This is a genomic window from Amycolatopsis sp. MtRt-6 (assembly GCF_017308975.1).
GTDB lineage: Bacteria > Actinomycetota > Actinomycetes > Mycobacteriales > Pseudonocardiaceae > Amycolatopsis.
Window position 1 is genome coordinate 206,589 of record NZ_JADWPD010000012.1, and the last position, 15,448, is coordinate 222,036.

The window sequence follows — 15,448 nt, forward strand, 5'->3', positions numbered from 1 at the left end:
TCAGTCCTCCGCGGGCAGCAGGTTGAGGTGTTCGATCTGGGGCTCGCCGCGCTCGTCGCCGAGCACCGCGATGCCGGCCGCGTCGAGCCCGAAGTGGACGCCGGCGGTGGCGGGCAGGCCGAGCCAGCGGGCCACCAGCACGCGGCTGAAGTGCCCGTGTCCCACCAGGATGACGTCGCCGGCCTCGCAGGCACGCCGGGCGCGCTCCAGCACGCGATCCGCACGCGCGGAGACGTCCGAAGCGCTTTCGCCGCCGGGGCTCGGGTGGCTCCAGACCGTCCAGCCCGGCACGGTTTCGCGGATCTGCGGCGTGGTGATGCCTTCGTAGTCGCCGTAGTCCCACTCGGCGAGGTCCTCGGTGACTTCGTCGACGCGGAGCCCGGCCAGCGCCGCCGTGCGCAGCGCCCGGGCGCGCGGGCTCGACAGCACCCGCGACGGGCCGCCCACCAGGCTCCGGAGGGTGCCGCCCGCGGCGCGTGCCTGGCCTTCGCCCGCCGGCGTCAGCGGGATGTCCGTGCGGCCCGTGTGCCGCCCGTTCAGCGACCATTCGGTCTGCCCGTGCCGGAGGAGGAAGAGACGGTTGGTCACGCGGCCGAACATACCCGGCCGTTTGCGCGGCGGCTGGCCGTCTGCTTAGCTACTGAACGGTAGCTTAGTTCGAGGAGACGCCCATGTCCGAGACGCCGACGTTCGCGCTGTGGCGCAAGCTGGCCGGGAAGCCCGGGGGAAAACAGCTGTTCAGCGCCGCGATCTGCCTGCGCGTGCCCTACTTCCGCACGGTGCTGCCCTCCGTGCGGGTGCTGCGTCCGGGCCGCTGCGAGGTGACCGCGCCGAAGTGGTGGGGTGTTTACAACCACATCCACACCTTCCACGCGATCGCCGCCTGCAACCTCGCCGAGATCGCGATGGGCATGCTCGCCGAGGCGACCGTCCCCGCCACGCACCGCTGGCTGCCGAAGGGCATGAACGTCCAGTACGTCGCGAAGGCCGAGACGGGCCTGCGCGCGGTGGCGGCGCTGCCCGAGCTGCCGGAGTTCGGCGACGAAGGCTTCGACCTCGAGGTCCCGGTGACCATTTCGGACAAGAACGGCAAGCCCGTGGTCACCGGGACGATCACCATCTGGGTGACGCCGAAGAAGCGTTAGAGCTGCTTGTACTGCACGTACGTCGCCTGGTGGAACTCGGCTGACGACGGCAGGCCCAGCTTCCGGTCCACGAGCTTGCCGAGCGGGCCGCAGCCCTGCGTCGCCGGGAGCGCCAGGTCCGGGTCGACGACGCCGAAGTGGAACGTCGGCGGGTTCCGGGAAAGCACGGTCGGCGGCAGCGCCGGGTCGTCGTGGACGACGGTGTGCAGTGGCGCGGCCGCCGTGCCGACGCTGCATTCCTTGCGCAGCAACGGGTGCGACAGCACGGCGTAGACGTCGAGCTCGCCGCGGCGCTCGTCGTTGCCCTCGAAGTCGGAATAGCCGCCGTAGCGCAGCTGGAGCGTCGTGCCGGCCAGGCCGGGTACGCGGACCGGCTCGTGTTTCAGCGTGCCGAACACCTGCGCGTACTGCCCGTTGACCCTGCCCTCGCTGAACGTCAGCCGCATTTCCCCGAGCGGGATCTCCTGCCGGCCGATCGTCAGTTTTCCTTCGGAGACAAAGGCTTCGCAGCGCCACGTGCCGGGGTCGGCGTTCGCGGGCGGTGCCGGGCAGTCAGTGAAGTCGAACGCCGGCAGCGTGTCGGCGGAGGCGATTCCGGGTGTCAGTGCCAACGCGACCGCGGCCGCCCCCAGTGCGAGAAGTTTCATGGCGGTGAGCCTGCCCGCGTGGCGCCGCCGGGACATCCGGGATCGTCCCCAGGGAGAACCCGGGATTCCCGCGAGGATCGAGCCGGGCCCGGCGGCGGGTCAGTTCGCCGAGCGCAGCTTGTCGTAGTAGGCGACGCAGTCCGCGTACAACGGGAGAAGGCCCTGTTCCCTGGCCTCGGCCAGGGTCGGCGCGGAGCGGTCCTTGGCGGAGAGGATCGGCGCGATGTCCGCCGGCCAGGGCAGGTCGAGCGCCGGGTCGAGCGGTGTGATGCCGTGCTCGCCCGCCGGGTTGTACGGCTCCGAGCAGAAGTAGGCCATCACGGTGTCGTCCTCGAGGGCGACGAAGCCGTGGCCGAGGCCCTCGGCGAGGTACATGGCGCGGAACTCCCGCGAGTCCAGCACGACCGCGTCCCACTGGCCGAAGGTCGGCGACCCGGCGCGGATGTCGACGACGACGTCCAGCAGCGACCCGCGGGGGCAGTAGATGTACTTGGCCTGGCCGGGTGGGGTGTCGGCGAAGTGGATGCCGCGGATCGTGCCGCGCCGGGACACGCTGTGGTTCGTCTGGCCGAGCCGCAGCGGGTGGCCGACGGCTTCGCGGAAGGCGTCCTCCTGGAACGGCGCGACGAACAGGCCCCGGTCGTCGGGGAACGCCCGGGGGGAGAACTCGAAGGCGTCCGGGACGCTCAGCGGGCGGAATTGCATGTCATCACCTTAACCGGCGCCAACAAAACCGGACGGACGTCTTGGGAATTGCCGGGAAAACGGGCCCGGTGTGACATCAACCGCACCGAGGGGTCACCGGTGGCCGGGGACCTGTCACAATGAACGAACCGCCGCGTCCGCGGCCATCGCCAGACCCACGGCACCGATGGCCGACGTGACGCCTCGCCGACAGGCCGGCGCTACCGCGCTGGGCTGCCGTGCCGGGACCCCCCACGGTTTCCCCTTGCTCGACCGTGGTCCCAGCCCGCATGCCCAGGAGAAATTCCAGTGACCCAAGTCCGATCCGCGAGTTCCGTCATTCCCACGGGGGGAATGACGGAAACGACGACAGGAAACCCCATGACCGACCCCACCGGCGCCGTCGCGCCGGTCACCGACGAAGAGATCTTCACCGGGCACGAGGGCGGCAAGCTCTCGGTGGCGGCCACCCGCCCGATTTCCAGCCCGCGTGACCTTTCGATCGCGTACACCCCGGGTGTGGCGAAGGTGAGCCGCGCGATCGCCGAGGACGCGGCCAAGGCCCGGCGCTACACGTGGGCGGACCGGCTGGTCGTCGTGGTCAGCGACGGGACGGCGGTGCTCGGCCTCGGTGACATCGGCGCGAGCGCGTCCCTGCCGGTCATGGAGGGCAAGTCGGTGCTCTTCAAGACCTTCGGCGGGCTCGACTCGATCCCGCTGGTGCTGGACACGACGGACGTCGACGAGATCGTCGAGACGCTGGTGCGGCTGCGGCCGTCGTTCGGGGCCGTCAACCTGGAGGACGTCTCCGCGCCGCGGTGCTTCGAGCTGGAGGACAAGCTCAAGGAAGCCCTCGACTGCCCGGTCATGCACGACGACCAGCACGGCACGGCGATCGTGACGCTGGCCGCGCTGCGCGGCGCCAACCTGGTGCTCGACCGGGCCATCGCCGACCAGCGCGTGGTCGTCTCCGGCGCCGGCGCGGCGGGCGTGGCCTGCGCGAAGATCCTGCAGGAGGCGGGCATCGGCGACGTCACGGTGCTCGACTCGCGCGGCATCATCCACTCCGGCCGCGAGGGGCTCAACCCGGTGAAGGAGCGGCTGGCCGCGTCGACGAACAAGGCCGGCCTGCGCGGCGGCCTGGCGGAGGCGCTGGAAGGCGCGGACGTGTTCCTCGGCCTGTCGGGCGCGACGATCGACGAGTCGCTGCTGGCCAGGATGGCGGGCGGCGGCATCGTGTTCGCCCTGTCCAACCCGGACCCGGAAGTGCACCCGGAGGTGGCCGCGCGGTACGCGTCGATCGTGGCGACCGGCCGGAGCGACTTCCCGAACCAGATCAACAACGTGCTGGCGTTCCCCGGTGTCTTCCGCGGTGCGCTCGACTCGGGCGCGCGGGCGATCACGGAGAACATGAAGCTGGCGGCCGCCGAGGCGATCGTGTCGGTGGCGATGGACGACCTGGGCCCGGACCGGATCGTCCCGTCGCCGCTCGACCCGCGCGTGGCCCCGGAGGTCGCGGCCGCGGTGGCGAAGGCCGCCGAAGCCGACGGCGTCACCGACTGACCCAAGCGCCCCAATGTGGCCTTCGGTGCGTTCAACGCACCGAAGGCCACATTGGGTGCGTTCAACGCAACCAAGGCCACATTGGGGCGCTTCAGCCCAGGAGCTCGGGCAGGCGATGGCGGGGGACGTCGACCAGGCGCAGGTCGGTGAGATCCGACGGGACGTCGAGGGAGACGTTCGCCAGGCGGGCGTGGGCCCGGGTGAGGATCTCGTCCTGGTGCTCCACTGCCTCCGCGACCACCACCGCGTGCCGGTTGTCCGGCGTGCTTCGCAGGTACCGCAGCGCGTATTTCCCCCGGACGAGTGACGCGAGCGCCTCCTGGGACGCCTGGTCCGCCAGGTCGGGGTGGGCGTTCGGCAGCAGGAGTGCCAGGCGCCGGGCGTTCGTGCCCAGCAGCGTCCGCAGCAGCCACGGGCCCGGGTCGGCCGAGAGGTCCATCGCGACCGCGTCGCCCTCGGGGCCGGAAATCGACCAGTCCACCGGCCGCGACTCCAGCGCCAGACCACCCGCGCCGGCGATCTCCTTCAGCTTTTCCAGCAGTGCCGGCTTCGTCCCGGCGGCCTCCACCGACTGCGGCCCGTGCGTGTAGATCGCCTTGGCGCCGCGCATCTTCTTGGCCTTCGCCGTCGGCTGGCAGACGTACAGGTCCGCCGCGCTGCCGATCGCCTGCGCCCCGAAGTAGCGGTTGAAGCCCGGCAGGATCGCCTCGAACGTCAGCCCGAGCGTGGCCAGCGAGCGCTGCACCTGCGCGCCCAGCGCCGGGTGACGCGGGCTGTAGCCGTACGCCAGCAGCAGCCGTCCCTCGCTCGGCTCGCGCAGCGCCTGCACCCCGCGCGCCGCGAACAGCCCCATTCCTTCGGGTGTGTACGGCGGATCGCTGAACACGAGGTCGAAGCCCCCGCTCAGCGCCGGGGGCAGGCCGACGCGCAGGTCCGCGTGCACGGTCCGGATCTCGCGGCCGCCGCGGTCGTCCAGGTAGGCGAGCACGCGCTCGTCCAGGTCGACGACCGTCAGCGACGCCGACGGGCAGACCGCGCGCACGGCCGGCGACGTCAGGTCGTGGTCGCCGAGGAACAGCAGGCGCGCCGAGGCGAGGTCGTACTGCGCGTCCAGCCAGAGCGCGCGGCGCAGCACGGTCTCCGGCGTGGCCTGCACGTGGTCGAGCGCGGCCAGCGGCGACGGCACCTCGGCCACCCACTCGGCGACCTTCGGCAGCAGCTCGTGCGTCGCGACGGCTTCGTCGAGCGGGTCGGCGTAGCGGGGCGCGCGGTACTGCAGGTACGACGCCGCGACGCCGGGGGCGATGCGCAGGCGGTCGCCGCTGCGGTCCAGGTCGTCGCCGAGGGCGGCGAGGACGGCTTCGACACTGCGGCGAGGGGCGGTCGAGAGCCGCACCAGCTCGCCGAGGTCGTGGTCGCCGGTGCGCAGCAGGTCGAGGACGCGGTACAGCGGGCGGACGCCGACGCCGTGCGCGGCGAGGACGTCGTCGAGGGCGTTCACGGGCCTTGAGCCTACTGGCCACCTGCCGGAACGCCGTGCCAACCACCGCCGACTCGGCTACGGTCGGAAGCGACCGGGACATGGGGAGTGGCAGTGACCATCGAATTCCGCGACGTGACCAAGCAGTATCCGGATGGGACGGTCGCCGTCGACAAGCTGAACCTCACGGTCGAAGACGGCACGATCACCGTGTTCGTCGGCCCGTCCGGCTGCGGCAAGACGACGTCGCTGCGGATGATCAACCGGATGGTGGAGCCGACCGCCGGCCAGGTGCTGCTCGACGGCAAGGACGTCGCCGAGGGCGACCCGGCGCTGCTGCGCCGCGGCATCGGCTACGTCATCCAGCACGCCGGCCTCTTTCCACATCGGACGGTGCTGGACAACATCGCCACCGTGCCGCTGCTTTCGGGCTGGGACAAGGCGAAGGCACGCAAGCGGGCCGCCGAGCTGCTCGAGATCATCGGCCTGCCGGTCGAGCTCGGCAAGCGCTACCCGGCCCAGCTCTCGGGCGGCCAGCAGCAGCGCGTCGGCGTCGCCCGCGCGCTCGCCGCGGACTCGCCGGTGCTGTTGATGGACGAGCCGTTCTCCGCGGTCGACCCGGTGGTGCGCGAAGGCCTGCAGGACGAGCTGCTGCGGCTGCAGTCCCAGCTGGGCAAGACGATCGTGTTCGTCACGCACGACATCGACGAGGCCGTCCGGCTCGGCGACAAGGTGGCGGTGATGCGGGTCGGCGGCAAGCTGGCCCAGTACGGCACCCCCGCCGACGTCCTGCGGCACCCGGTGGACGACTTCGTCGCGTCGTTCGTCGGCCGTGACCGCGGCTACCGCGGCCTGTCGTTCCTCTCCGCCGAAGGCGTCGAGGTCAAGGACCTGGAGCTGGTCGAGATCGGCGCGGCCGTCGCGGCGAGCGACGGCTGGCGGCTCGCGGTCAACACCGAGAAGCAGCCGCGCGGCTGGCTGCCGCCGAACTCCACTGTGGACGGAGAGTTGGGCGAAGACGACCTGGTGGCCGGCGGTTCCCTCTGGGTGCGGGGGACGCCGATCCGCGGCGCGCTCGACGCGGCGCTGTCGTCGCCCGCCAGCCTCGGCGTGGTCGTCGACGAAGAACACCGCGTACTCGGCGCCGTGGTCGCGCGGCAGGTCCTGGACGTCATCGAGGGCACGCCGCAGGCGTCATGAGCTTCTTCGACGAGCTCGGCCGGTACCTGAGCAGCGCGAACAACCGCGTCCAGATCCTCGGTGACCTGGGCGATCATGTCTACCTCGCGCTGCTCCCGCTGGTCCTCGGCATCGTGCTGGCGATCGCGGCGGGCTGGCTCGGGTGCCGGTGGCAGCCCGCGCGGCAGGTGCTCATGGTGCTGGCGAACCTGCTCTACACGATCCCGTCGCTCGCGCTGTTCGTCGTCATCCCCGGCCTGATCGGGACGAAGATCCTCGACAGCGTCAACGTCGTCGTCGCGCTGACGATCTACACCACGGCGCTGCTGGTCCGGCCGGTCCTCGACGCCCTCGACGCGGTGCCGCCGCCGGTGATCGCCGCGGCGACCGCCGTCGGGTACAAGCCGGTGCGGCGCTTCTTCGCCGTCGAGCTGCCGCTGTCGGTGCCGGTGCTGGCGGCCGGTGTGCGGGTCGCGGCGGTCAGCAACATCAGCCTGGTCAGTGTCGGCGCCCTGATCGGCACCGGCGGCCTCGGTGTGCTCTTCACCGACGGCTTCCAGCGCGAGTACTTCTCGCCGATCGTGGTCGGCATCGTGCTGACGCTGCTGCTGGCGCTGGTCGTCGACCTGGTGCTGGTGGGCTCGCGCAACCTGCTGACGCCGTGGACCCGGGTGGGGGCGCCGTGATCACCGATCTCGTCCGCTGGTTCGGCGACCCGGCGCACTGGTCCGGGCCCGGCGGCATCCCGCAGCGGCTGCTCGAGCACGTCGGCTACACGGCGTTGTCGCTGGCGATCGCGCTGGTCGTCGCGGTACCGCTGGGCCTGTTCGTCGGCCACACCGGCCGCGGCGGCGTCGCGCTGGTGAGCGTCGGCAACGCCATCCGCGCGCTGCCGACGCTGGGGCTCGTCACGTTCCTGTTCCTGCTGTTCACCGAGAGCGTCACCTCGACGATCATCGGGCTCGTCGTGCTGGCCGTGCCGCCGATCCTCGCCGGGACGTACGCCGGGCTGCAGGCGACCGACCACGGCGTGGTCGACGCCGCCGAGGGCGTCGGGATGACCGGCTGGCAGCGGCTGTGGCAGGTCGAGGTGCCGATTTCGCTGCCGCTCGTGCTCGGCGGCATCCGCAACGCCGTGCTCCAGCTGGTGGCGACCGCCGCGGTGGCCGCGTACGTCGGACTCGGTGGCCTGGGCCGGTTCCTGCTCGACGGACTGGCCATTTTGGACTATTCGGAGGTGATCGCGGGCGCGCTGCTGACGACGTTGCTGGCGATCGTCCTGGACCTGCTTTTCGCGCTGCTGAACCGGGCACTGGTGCCCCGGGGCGTCCGGCTCGCGGCGGCCGTGAAGAAGGTGGCGGCGTGAAGCGTTTTCTGACGGTCGCTGTCCTGCTCTTGGCCGCCGGCTGTGGCAACCCGCTGGCCGGCGGCGGCGAGGGCGGCACTTCGGGCGACATCATCATCGGCGCGTCCGACGTCGGCGAAAGCCTGCTGCTGGCCCAGATCTACGCCGGCGCGCTGCGGCAGGCGGGTGCTTCGGACGTGACCGTGCGGCCGCCGGTGGGCAGCCGCGAGGTCGTCGTCAAGGCACTGCAGGACAAGTCGCTGTCGGTGGTGCCCGACTACAGCGGGAACCTGTTGCGGTACTTCGACAAGGACACGACCGCGACGACGTCCCAGGACGTCTACGCGCAGCTGCGCCAGAAGCTCCCGGCCGGGTTCGAGGTGCTGGACCAGGCGCCGGCGGAGGACAAGGACCTGCTCGTCGTCGGCCCGCAGCTGGCGTCGTCGGGGGTGAAGACGTTCTCGGACCTTGGCCCGCGCTGCCGCGACCTGGTGTTCGGCGGGCCGGGCCAGTGGAGCAGCCGCTGGAAGGACAAGATCAAGGCGCTGTACGGCTGCGAGTTCAAGGAGATCCGCACGACGGACACCGGCGGTCCGGTGACGGTGGCGGCGTTGAAGTCGGGTGAGGTCCAGGTGGCGGACCTGTTCAGCACGTCGTCGACGATCGCGGCGAACGGGTTCGTGCCGCTGGTGGACGACAAGAACATGTTCCCGGCGCAGAACATCGTGCCGCTGGTGGCGCGGGGAACGCTGTCGCCGGCCGAGGTGGCCGCGTTGAACCGCGTTTCGGCGGCGCTGACGACCGCGGAACTCACGCGGCTCAACGTCGAGTTCACCGAGGAGAAGCGCAATCCGCTGGACATCGCGGAGGACTTCCTCGCGCGGGCTTAGCGGTCCGGGGCCGGCTTGAGGCCGATGATGCCTCCGGTGGCCACCTCGATATGGCCTGAACGCCGAGGTGGATGAGGTAGGCGGTGCCGACGATCCGCGCGACGGTGAAGGCAACGGACACGGCGGCGAAGAGCGGCCTGCCCGGCCGCGGCGACGTGGATGGCCTCGCTGGTGGCGTCCCCGGCGGTGGCGAGCGGGCCGGCCTCGGGCGCCCACGCGCGGGGGCGCCCCCCGAGGCCAGCGTATCGGCCCGGACCGACGAAAAGGCCGCATACAGGCGTCGGTAGGCCCGGTTGTCCACACCCTGGTCCGACTGTGGGCAACCGGTCCCGTGCCGCGGTGGTGTCAGCCGCGCACCGCCGCGGCCACGCGGCCCGCGTCCTCGATGCCCTGCTCCGGCGGCTCCTCCGGCAGCGGCAGCAGCACCACCGAGCCGCTGCCCGCGTCGTGCAGTGACCGGACTGCCGCCGCGCAGGTGTCCAAGTCTCCGCAGATCGCCAGGCGGTCGATCCACTCCGGGCGCAGGCCGGCCGCCACCTCGTCCACTGTGGACGTCGAATCCAGCAGGGCCAGCAGCTCCCCGGCGAACGGCAGGCCCTCGAGCTGCACCCGCGAACCGGGGTTCAGGGACTCCGCGACCGTCCGGCGGGCCCGCTCGCGGTCGCCGAGGGCGAGCCAGTTGTACGTCACCAGGGCGTGCGGGCCGGTCGCCGCGATGCCGGCCAACGCCGTCCGGACGAACTCCGGCGGGGACGGCTCGGCCAGGATCGTGCCGTCCGCCGTCGCGCCCGCCACCGCCAGGGACTTCGGGCGGCGGACGCCCGCCACCAGCGGGGGCGGCGAGGACGGCGGGAACACCAGCTCGACCTCGTCCAGCTGGACGTGCTTGCCGTCCATCGAGACGCGTTCGCCCGCCAGCAGCCGCCGGACCGCCAGCAGCGTCTCCTCCAGAGCCGCCAGCGGCGACTCCGGGTACGCGCCGATCTGCCGCATCCACGACGCGACGCCGTGGCCGAAGCCGCCGATCAGCCGGTCCGGGTGCAGCTCCGCCAGCGCCGCGAGCTCCATCGCCGCGATCGCCGGGTTGCGCGCCACCGCCGGCAGGACGCCGATGCCCACCTTGATCGTCGACGTCACCGCCAGCGCCGTCGCCACCGTGGCGATGCCGGCCGCCCAGAAGCAGTCCTCGACCAGCCAGAGTTCGTCGAGACCCGCGTCTTCGGCCTGGCGCGCCAGGTCGCGCAGCTTGGCTGGCGGCTGCTCGCGGTTGATCCGGACGCCGACCGAGGTCGTGGGTGCGTACATGCGCTGTCTCCTGGCTCAGAGGCGGGCGAGGGCCGGCGCGTAGGTGAACGCGCCCGACTGGGTGGGTTCGTACGCGGCCAGCGTCCGGGCCTGGAAGTACTTGCCCCAGCTCGCGTCCGGCGAAACGATCGACAGCGTCGCCGCCTCGACGAACCCGAACCGCGAGTAGTAGGCGGGTTCGCCGAGCAGGACGACGAGGCCGTAGCCGAGGGCGTCGGCCGCCCCGACGACGGCGTGCATCAGCGCCGAGCCGACGCCGCTCGTCTGGTGCGCGGGCAGCACACCGAGCGGCCCGAGCCCGACGGCGGTCTCGGCGTGGTCGCCGAGGCGGGCCCGGCTGCAGCACACGTGCCCGACGACGGCACCGTCGTGGACGGCCACGAGCGAGAGGGCGTTGATCAGGTCGCCTTCGGCCCGAAGGTCGTCGACGAGGGGCGCCTCGATCGGGGTGCCGCCGGGCTCACGCCGGAAGGCTTCACTGTGGACGGCGTGGATCGCCGCCTGGTCGGCAGGCGTCTCGCGGCGGATCAGCATGAGCGCCACCTTGCCGCGAACCGGGTGGGGACGGCAATCGGGTTTCGCGCGCCGAGCCGGAAGGCCGCTGACGATTTCGGGTGAACGGCCTGCTCAGGCCGGGCGAATGGCCTAATGTCCGATCCGTGCAGCAAGGACCTCAGTACCCGTATCCGCAGTACCAGCCGTACCAGCAGCAGCCCGGCTACCCGCCGCCCAAGTCCGGGGGGAAGACCGTCCTGATCGTCGTGCTCGTGGTGGTCGGCGTGCTCGTGCTGGCCGGGGCGGGCGTCGGCGCCTTCTTCCTGCTGACCGCGGACGACAAGCGGTCCACCGCCGCGCCGACCTCCACCGCGCCGGCCGGTGAACCCGACAAGTACTCCTCGCTGCCGCGGTGCAGTGAGGTCGGGAGCCGGATGAACAACCTGCCGCCGCTGACCAGTGACAGCCCCGCCGAACCCGCCAGCGGCTCGGACGACAGGATCCAGCTGTCCCAGCTCAGCTGCTCGTGGATGAAGTCCGGCTCGTCGTCCGGCACGGTGTCGATGATGCTCGCGAAGTCGAACCGGCCGGGCTCGGGAGATGGTCCCGGGTACGCGAAGGCGGGCTACGACATCGAAGTGGACCGCGGGGCCAAGCCGATCACCGAGAAGATCGGGAAGGCCACGAAGGCCGCGGACGTCGACTACGACCAGAGCGGCACCATGCAGTGCGGGGTGCGGTTCTACCAGGGCAACGTCGACGTCACCGTGATCGTCACGGCCGCCGACACGTCCGACCGGAACATCGAACGGTGCCGCCGCAACGCGCACAGCCTGGCCAAGGCCGCTTCCGAGTCCCTCGAATAGAAAAGGCCTCCCCACGGCGAACCAGAACCGTGGGGAGGCCTTCCTTCAAGCGATCAGTCGAACGCCTTCGCGATCAGCGCCTTCTGCTCGACCTCGTGCACCTTCGACGAACCCGCCGACGGGGCCGCCATCGGGCGGCGGGACACGACCTCGAGCTTCGAGAACACCTCCGGGAACTTCCGGGGCAGGTTCAGGCCGAAGAACGGCCACGCACCCTGGTTCTCCGGCTCCTCCTGGACCCACGCGACCTGCGTCGCGTTCGTGTACCGCTCGATCGCCGCCAGCAGCTTCTTCTTCGGCAGCGGGTAGTACTGCTCGATCCGCACGATCGCGATGTCGTCCGCCTCGCGCTTCGTCCGCTCGGCCACCAGCTCCCAGTACAGCTTGCCGGAGGTCAGCAGCACCTTGCGGATCTTCGCCGGGTCCGGCGTGACGTCGTCGATGACGGACATGAACCGGCTCTCGCCGGTGAAGTCCTCGACGCCCGACGTCGCGGCCTTGTTGCGCAGCATCGACTTCGGCGTGAAGACGACCAGGGGGCGCTGGATGCCGTCGAGGGCGTGGCGGCGCAGCAGGTGGAAGTAGTTCGCCGGGGTGGACGGGACCGCCACCGTCATCGAGCCCTCCGCGCACAGCGAGAGGAAGCGTTCGATGCGGCCGGACGTGTGGTCCGGGCCCTGGCCCTCGTGGCCGTGCGGCAGCAGCAGCACGACGTCCGAGCGCTGGCCCCACTTGGCCTCGCCGGAGGAGATGTACTCGTCGATGACCGTCTGGGCGCCGTTGACGAAGTCGCCGAACTGCGCTTCCCACATCACCAGCGCCTCGGAGTTCGCCACCGAGTAGCCGTACTCGAAGCCGACGGCCGCGTACTCCGACAGCGCCGAGTCGTAGATCATCACGCGGCCCTGGCCGTCGGCCAGGTTCTGCAGCGGCGCGTACTCCTGGCCGGTCTTGCGGTCGATGAAGACCGAGTGCCGCTGGGTGAACGTGCCGCGGCGGGAGTCCTGGCCGGACAGCCGGACCAGCCGGCCCTCCATCGCCAGGGAGCCGAACGCCAGCAGCTCGCCGAACGCCCAGTCGATGTCGCCTTCGCGCGACATCTTGTGGCGGCGCTCCATGACCGGCTTGACGCGCGGGTGCGGGGTGAAGCCCTCCGGCACGTTCACGAACGCGTCGCCGATGTGCTCGATGACCTTGTTGGTGACCGCGGTCGGCACCTTCGCGGGCATCGGCTGCTCTTCCTCGACCGAGGGGCTGGCCTTCGCCGGGTGCTTCTCCAGCTCGCGGACCTCGTTGAAGACGTGCTCCAGCTGGCTCGAGAAGTCGCGCAGCGCGGCCTCGGCCTCCTCGACGGAGATGTCGCCGCGGCCGATCAGCGACTCGGTGTAGGTCTTCCGGACCGAGCGCTTCGTGTCGATGATGTCGTACATCGCCGGCTGCGTCATCGACGGGTCGTCGCCCTCGTTGTGCCCGCGGCGGCGGTAGCAGATGAGGTCGATGACGACGTCCTTGTGGAACGCCTGCCGGTACTCGACGGCCAGCTTGGCCACCCAGTGCGCGGCCTCCGGGTCGTCGCCGTTCACGTGGAAGATCGGCGAGCCGATCATCTTCGCGACGTCGGTGGCGTACTGCGAGGAGCGCGAGTGCTCCGGCGCGGTGGTGAAGCCGACCTGGTTGTTGACGATGACGTGCACGGTGCCGCCGGTGCGGTAGCCGCGCAGCAGCGCCAGGTTCAGCGTCTCGGCGACGACGCCCTGGCCCGCGAAGGCCGCGTCGCCGTGCATCAGGACGGGCAGGACGGTGTAGCCCTCGCCGCCCTTGTCGAGGATGTCCTGCTTGGCGCGGACGATGCCCTCGAGCACCGGGTCGACCGTCTCCAGGTGGGACGGGTTCGCGGTCAGCGACACCTTCGTCTCGCCGTCGCCGAACATCCGGAAGTACTTGCCCTCGGCGCCGAGGTGGTACTTCACGTCACCGGAGCCGTGCGCCTGGCCCGGGTCGAGGTTGCCCTCGAACTCCTGGAAGATCTGGCTGATCGGCTTGCCGACGATGTTGGCCAGCACGTTGAGGCGGCCGCGGTGCGGCATGCCGATGACGACCTCGTCGAGCTCGTGCTCGGCGGCCTTGTCGAGGATGGTGTCGAGCAGCGGGATCGCCGTCTCGCCGCCTTCCAGCGAGAACCGCTTCTGGCCGACGTACTTGGTCTGCAGGAACGTCTCGAACGCCTCGGCGGCGTTCAGCTTCGAGAGCACGTACTTCTGGACCGCGGGGTCCGGCTTCTCGTGCGGGATCTCGACGCGCTCCTGGATCCAGCGGCGCTCCTCGGGGTCGAGGATGTGGGTGTACTCGATGCCGACCGTGCGGCAGTACGAGTTGCGCAGCACGCCCAGGATGTCGCGCAGCTTCATCCGCTCCTGGCCGGCGAAGCCGCCGACCGGGAACTCGCGGTCGAGGTCCCACAGGGTGAGACCGTGGGACAGGACGTCCAGGTCGGCGTGGCTGCGCTGGCGGTAGTTCAGCGGGTCGGTGTCGGCCATCAGGTGGCCGCGCATCCGGAACGCGTCGATCAGCTCGATGACGCGGGCGGTCTTGTCGACCGGGCCGTCCGGGATGTCGGCGACCCAGCGGATCGGCTCGTACGGCAGGCGCAGGCTGGTGAAGACGTCGTCGTAGAAGCCGTCCTCGCCGAGCAGCAGCTCGTGGATGCGCTTGAGGAACTCGCCCGACTCCGCGCCCTGGATGATGCGGTGGTCGTAGGTCGAGGTCAGCGTCATGATCTTGCTGATGCCGAGGTCGACCAGGGTCTTCTCGCTGGTGCCCTCGAAGGCGGCCGGGTACTGCATGGCGCCGACGCCGATGATGGCGCCCTGGCCGGCCTGCAGGCGCGGCACCGAGTGGTTGGTGCCGATGCCGCCCGGGTTGGTCAGCGAGATCGTGGTGCCGGAGAAGTCGTCGGCGGTGAGCTTGTTGTTGCGGGCCTTCTTGACGATCTCCTCGTAGGCCTGCCAGAACTGCAGGAACGTCATGTCCTCGACGCCCTTGATCGAGGCGACGACGAGGTTGCGCGAGCCGTCCTTGCCCTTCATGTCGATCGCGAGCCCGAAGTTGACGTGCTCCGGCGTGACCGCGAACGGCTTCCCGTCGATCAGCTGGTAGTGCCGGTTCATGTTCGGGTAGGCCTTCAGCGCCCGCACCATGGCGTAGCCGATGAGGTGCGTGAAGGAGATCTTGCCGCCGCGGGTGCGCTTGAGGTGGTTGTTGATGACGATGCGGTTGTCCGCCATCAGCTTCGCCGGGACCGCGCGCACGCTGGTCGCGGTGGGGACGCTCAGCGAGGCGTCCATGTTCTTGGCGATGGCCGCCGCGGCGCCGCGCAGCTGCTTCGACTCCGGCTCTTCCTTCTTCGCGTCGGCCTTGGGCTCGGCCTTCGCCGCCGGCTTGGGAGCCGCCTTCGCCGCCGGCTTCGCGGGGGCCGGCTTGGCGGGCGCGGCCTGCTTGGCCGCCGACTCCGCGTTCTGCACGGCCTTGGGCGACGGCTGGGCGGCCTGGCCGTTGGTGGCGGGCTTGGCGTCGGCCTGCTGCCGGGCGGTGTCCGCCTTGGCCTGCGCGCTCTGCGTCGGCTTGAAGTCCGCGAAGAAGTCGTGCCAGGCGGCATCGACTGAGGAAGGGTCGGCGAGGAACTGGTCGTACATCTCTTCGACCAGCCACTCGTTGGGGCCGAACTGTGACGCAGGGCTGCTGCTGGACACGGCTGGGGCTCGCCTCTATCCGTCTCGATCTCGATCTTGAATCCGCTGATGCGCCTACCAGGCTAACCCCCTCGGTGACCGCGATGTGATGGAACCGGCC

The 15,448-nt window shown here is 70.9% G+C and carries 14 protein-coding genes; 7 read left to right on the forward strand and 7 right to left on the reverse strand.

Features of this window, described 5'->3' with window-relative positions; all coding sequences use genetic code 11:
- A complete protein-coding gene (locus I4Q55_RS22005; RefSeq protein WP_206790156.1) occupies positions 1-588 on the reverse strand; it encodes an acid phosphatase in 588 nt (195 codons plus the stop codon).
- 83 nt (positions 589-671) lie between these two features.
- Between I4Q55_RS22005 and I4Q55_RS22010 the strand changes: the two genes are divergently transcribed.
- Positions 672-1,145 carry a hotdog fold domain-containing protein gene (locus I4Q55_RS22010; RefSeq protein WP_206790158.1) on the forward strand — a complete coding sequence of 158 codons (474 nt, stop codon included), beginning with the start codon at positions 672-674 and terminating at the stop codon, positions 1,143-1,145.
- Here I4Q55_RS22010 and I4Q55_RS22015 read toward each other — a convergent pair.
- Together I4Q55_RS22015 and rfbC are read right to left on the reverse strand one after the other, a co-directional pair.
- Positions 1,142-1,792 carry a hypothetical protein gene (locus tag I4Q55_RS22015; protein ID WP_206790159.1) on the reverse strand — a complete coding sequence of 217 codons (651 nt, stop codon included), beginning with the start codon at positions 1,790-1,792 and terminating at the stop codon, positions 1,142-1,144. The two genes, I4Q55_RS22010 and I4Q55_RS22015, sit on opposite strands and share 4 nt — an antisense overlap.
- A 99-nt stretch (positions 1,793-1,891) precedes the next feature.
- Positions 1,892-2,497, reverse strand: coding sequence for a dTDP-4-dehydrorhamnose 3,5-epimerase (rfbC, locus tag I4Q55_RS22020; RefSeq protein WP_206790160.1), 606 nt, complete (start codon positions 2,495-2,497; stop codon positions 1,892-1,894).
- Positions 2,498-2,857: 360 nt separating this feature from the next.
- Between rfbC and I4Q55_RS22025 the strand changes: the two genes are divergently transcribed.
- Positions 2,858-4,039, forward strand: coding sequence for an NADP-dependent malic enzyme (locus I4Q55_RS22025; RefSeq protein WP_206790161.1), 1,182 nt, complete (start codon positions 2,858-2,860; stop codon positions 4,037-4,039).
- Between the two features lie 91 nt (positions 4,040-4,130).
- Here I4Q55_RS22025 and I4Q55_RS22030 read toward each other — a convergent pair whose 3' ends face one another.
- Positions 4,131-5,540 (reverse strand): bis-aminopropyl spermidine synthase family protein, encoded by a 1,410-nt coding sequence (locus tag I4Q55_RS22030; protein WP_206790162.1) that lies wholly within the window; start codon positions 5,538-5,540, stop codon positions 4,131-4,133.
- A gap of 93 nt (positions 5,541-5,633) precedes the next feature.
- On the opposite strand from I4Q55_RS22030, the gene I4Q55_RS22035 reads away from it, so the two are divergent.
- From I4Q55_RS22035 to I4Q55_RS22050, 4 genes are read left to right on the forward strand one after another with little or no spacing between them, the layout of a single operon-like run.
- Positions 5,634-6,719 (forward strand): ABC transporter ATP-binding protein, encoded by a 1,086-nt coding sequence (locus I4Q55_RS22035; RefSeq protein WP_206790166.1) that lies wholly within the window; start codon positions 5,634-5,636, stop codon positions 6,717-6,719.
- Positions 6,716-7,384: an ABC transporter permease gene (locus I4Q55_RS22040; protein ID WP_206790167.1), complete on the forward strand. Its 669-nt coding sequence runs from the start codon at positions 6,716-6,718 to the stop codon at positions 7,382-7,384. Before I4Q55_RS22035 ends, I4Q55_RS22040 begins: the two co-directional genes overlap by 4 nt.
- Positions 7,381-8,064 (forward strand): ABC transporter permease, encoded by a 684-nt coding sequence (locus I4Q55_RS22045; RefSeq protein WP_206790168.1) that lies wholly within the window; start codon positions 7,381-7,383, stop codon positions 8,062-8,064. The genes I4Q55_RS22040 and I4Q55_RS22045 overlap by 4 nt, the downstream gene beginning before the upstream one ends.
- Positions 8,061-8,933, forward strand: coding sequence for an ABC transporter substrate-binding protein (locus I4Q55_RS22050; protein ID WP_206790169.1), 873 nt, complete (start codon positions 8,061-8,063; stop codon positions 8,931-8,933). Before I4Q55_RS22045 ends, I4Q55_RS22050 begins: the two co-directional genes overlap by 4 nt.
- 345 nt (positions 8,934-9,278) lie before the next feature.
- Here the strand turns inward: I4Q55_RS22050 and I4Q55_RS22055 are convergent, their stop codons facing one another.
- Together I4Q55_RS22055 and I4Q55_RS22060 are read right to left on the reverse strand one after the other, a co-directional pair.
- The gene (locus I4Q55_RS22055; protein WP_206790170.1) at positions 9,279-10,238 is read right to left on the reverse strand and encodes an LLM class flavin-dependent oxidoreductase; all 960 of its coding nucleotides are present in this window, start codon (positions 10,236-10,238) and stop codon (positions 9,279-9,281) included.
- Between the two features lie 15 nt (positions 10,239-10,253).
- Positions 10,254-10,772: a GNAT family N-acetyltransferase gene (locus tag I4Q55_RS22060; RefSeq protein ID WP_206790171.1), complete on the reverse strand. Its 519-nt coding sequence runs from the start codon at positions 10,770-10,772 to the stop codon at positions 10,254-10,256.
- 125 nt (positions 10,773-10,897) lie between these two features.
- Between I4Q55_RS22060 and I4Q55_RS22065 the strand changes: the two genes are divergently transcribed.
- Positions 10,898-11,599, forward strand: a complete 702-nt coding sequence (locus I4Q55_RS22065; RefSeq protein WP_206790173.1) for a hypothetical protein — start codon at positions 10,898-10,900, stop codon at positions 11,597-11,599.
- Positions 11,600-11,652: 53 nt separating this feature from the next.
- On the opposite strand, the gene I4Q55_RS22070 is transcribed toward I4Q55_RS22065, so the two are convergent.
- Positions 11,653-15,348: a multifunctional oxoglutarate decarboxylase/oxoglutarate dehydrogenase thiamine pyrophosphate-binding subunit/dihydrolipoyllysine-residue succinyltransferase subunit gene (locus I4Q55_RS22070; RefSeq protein ID WP_206790175.1), complete on the reverse strand. Its 3,696-nt coding sequence runs from the start codon at positions 15,346-15,348 to the stop codon at positions 11,653-11,655.
- Between the last annotated feature and the right edge of the window lie 100 nt (positions 15,349-15,448).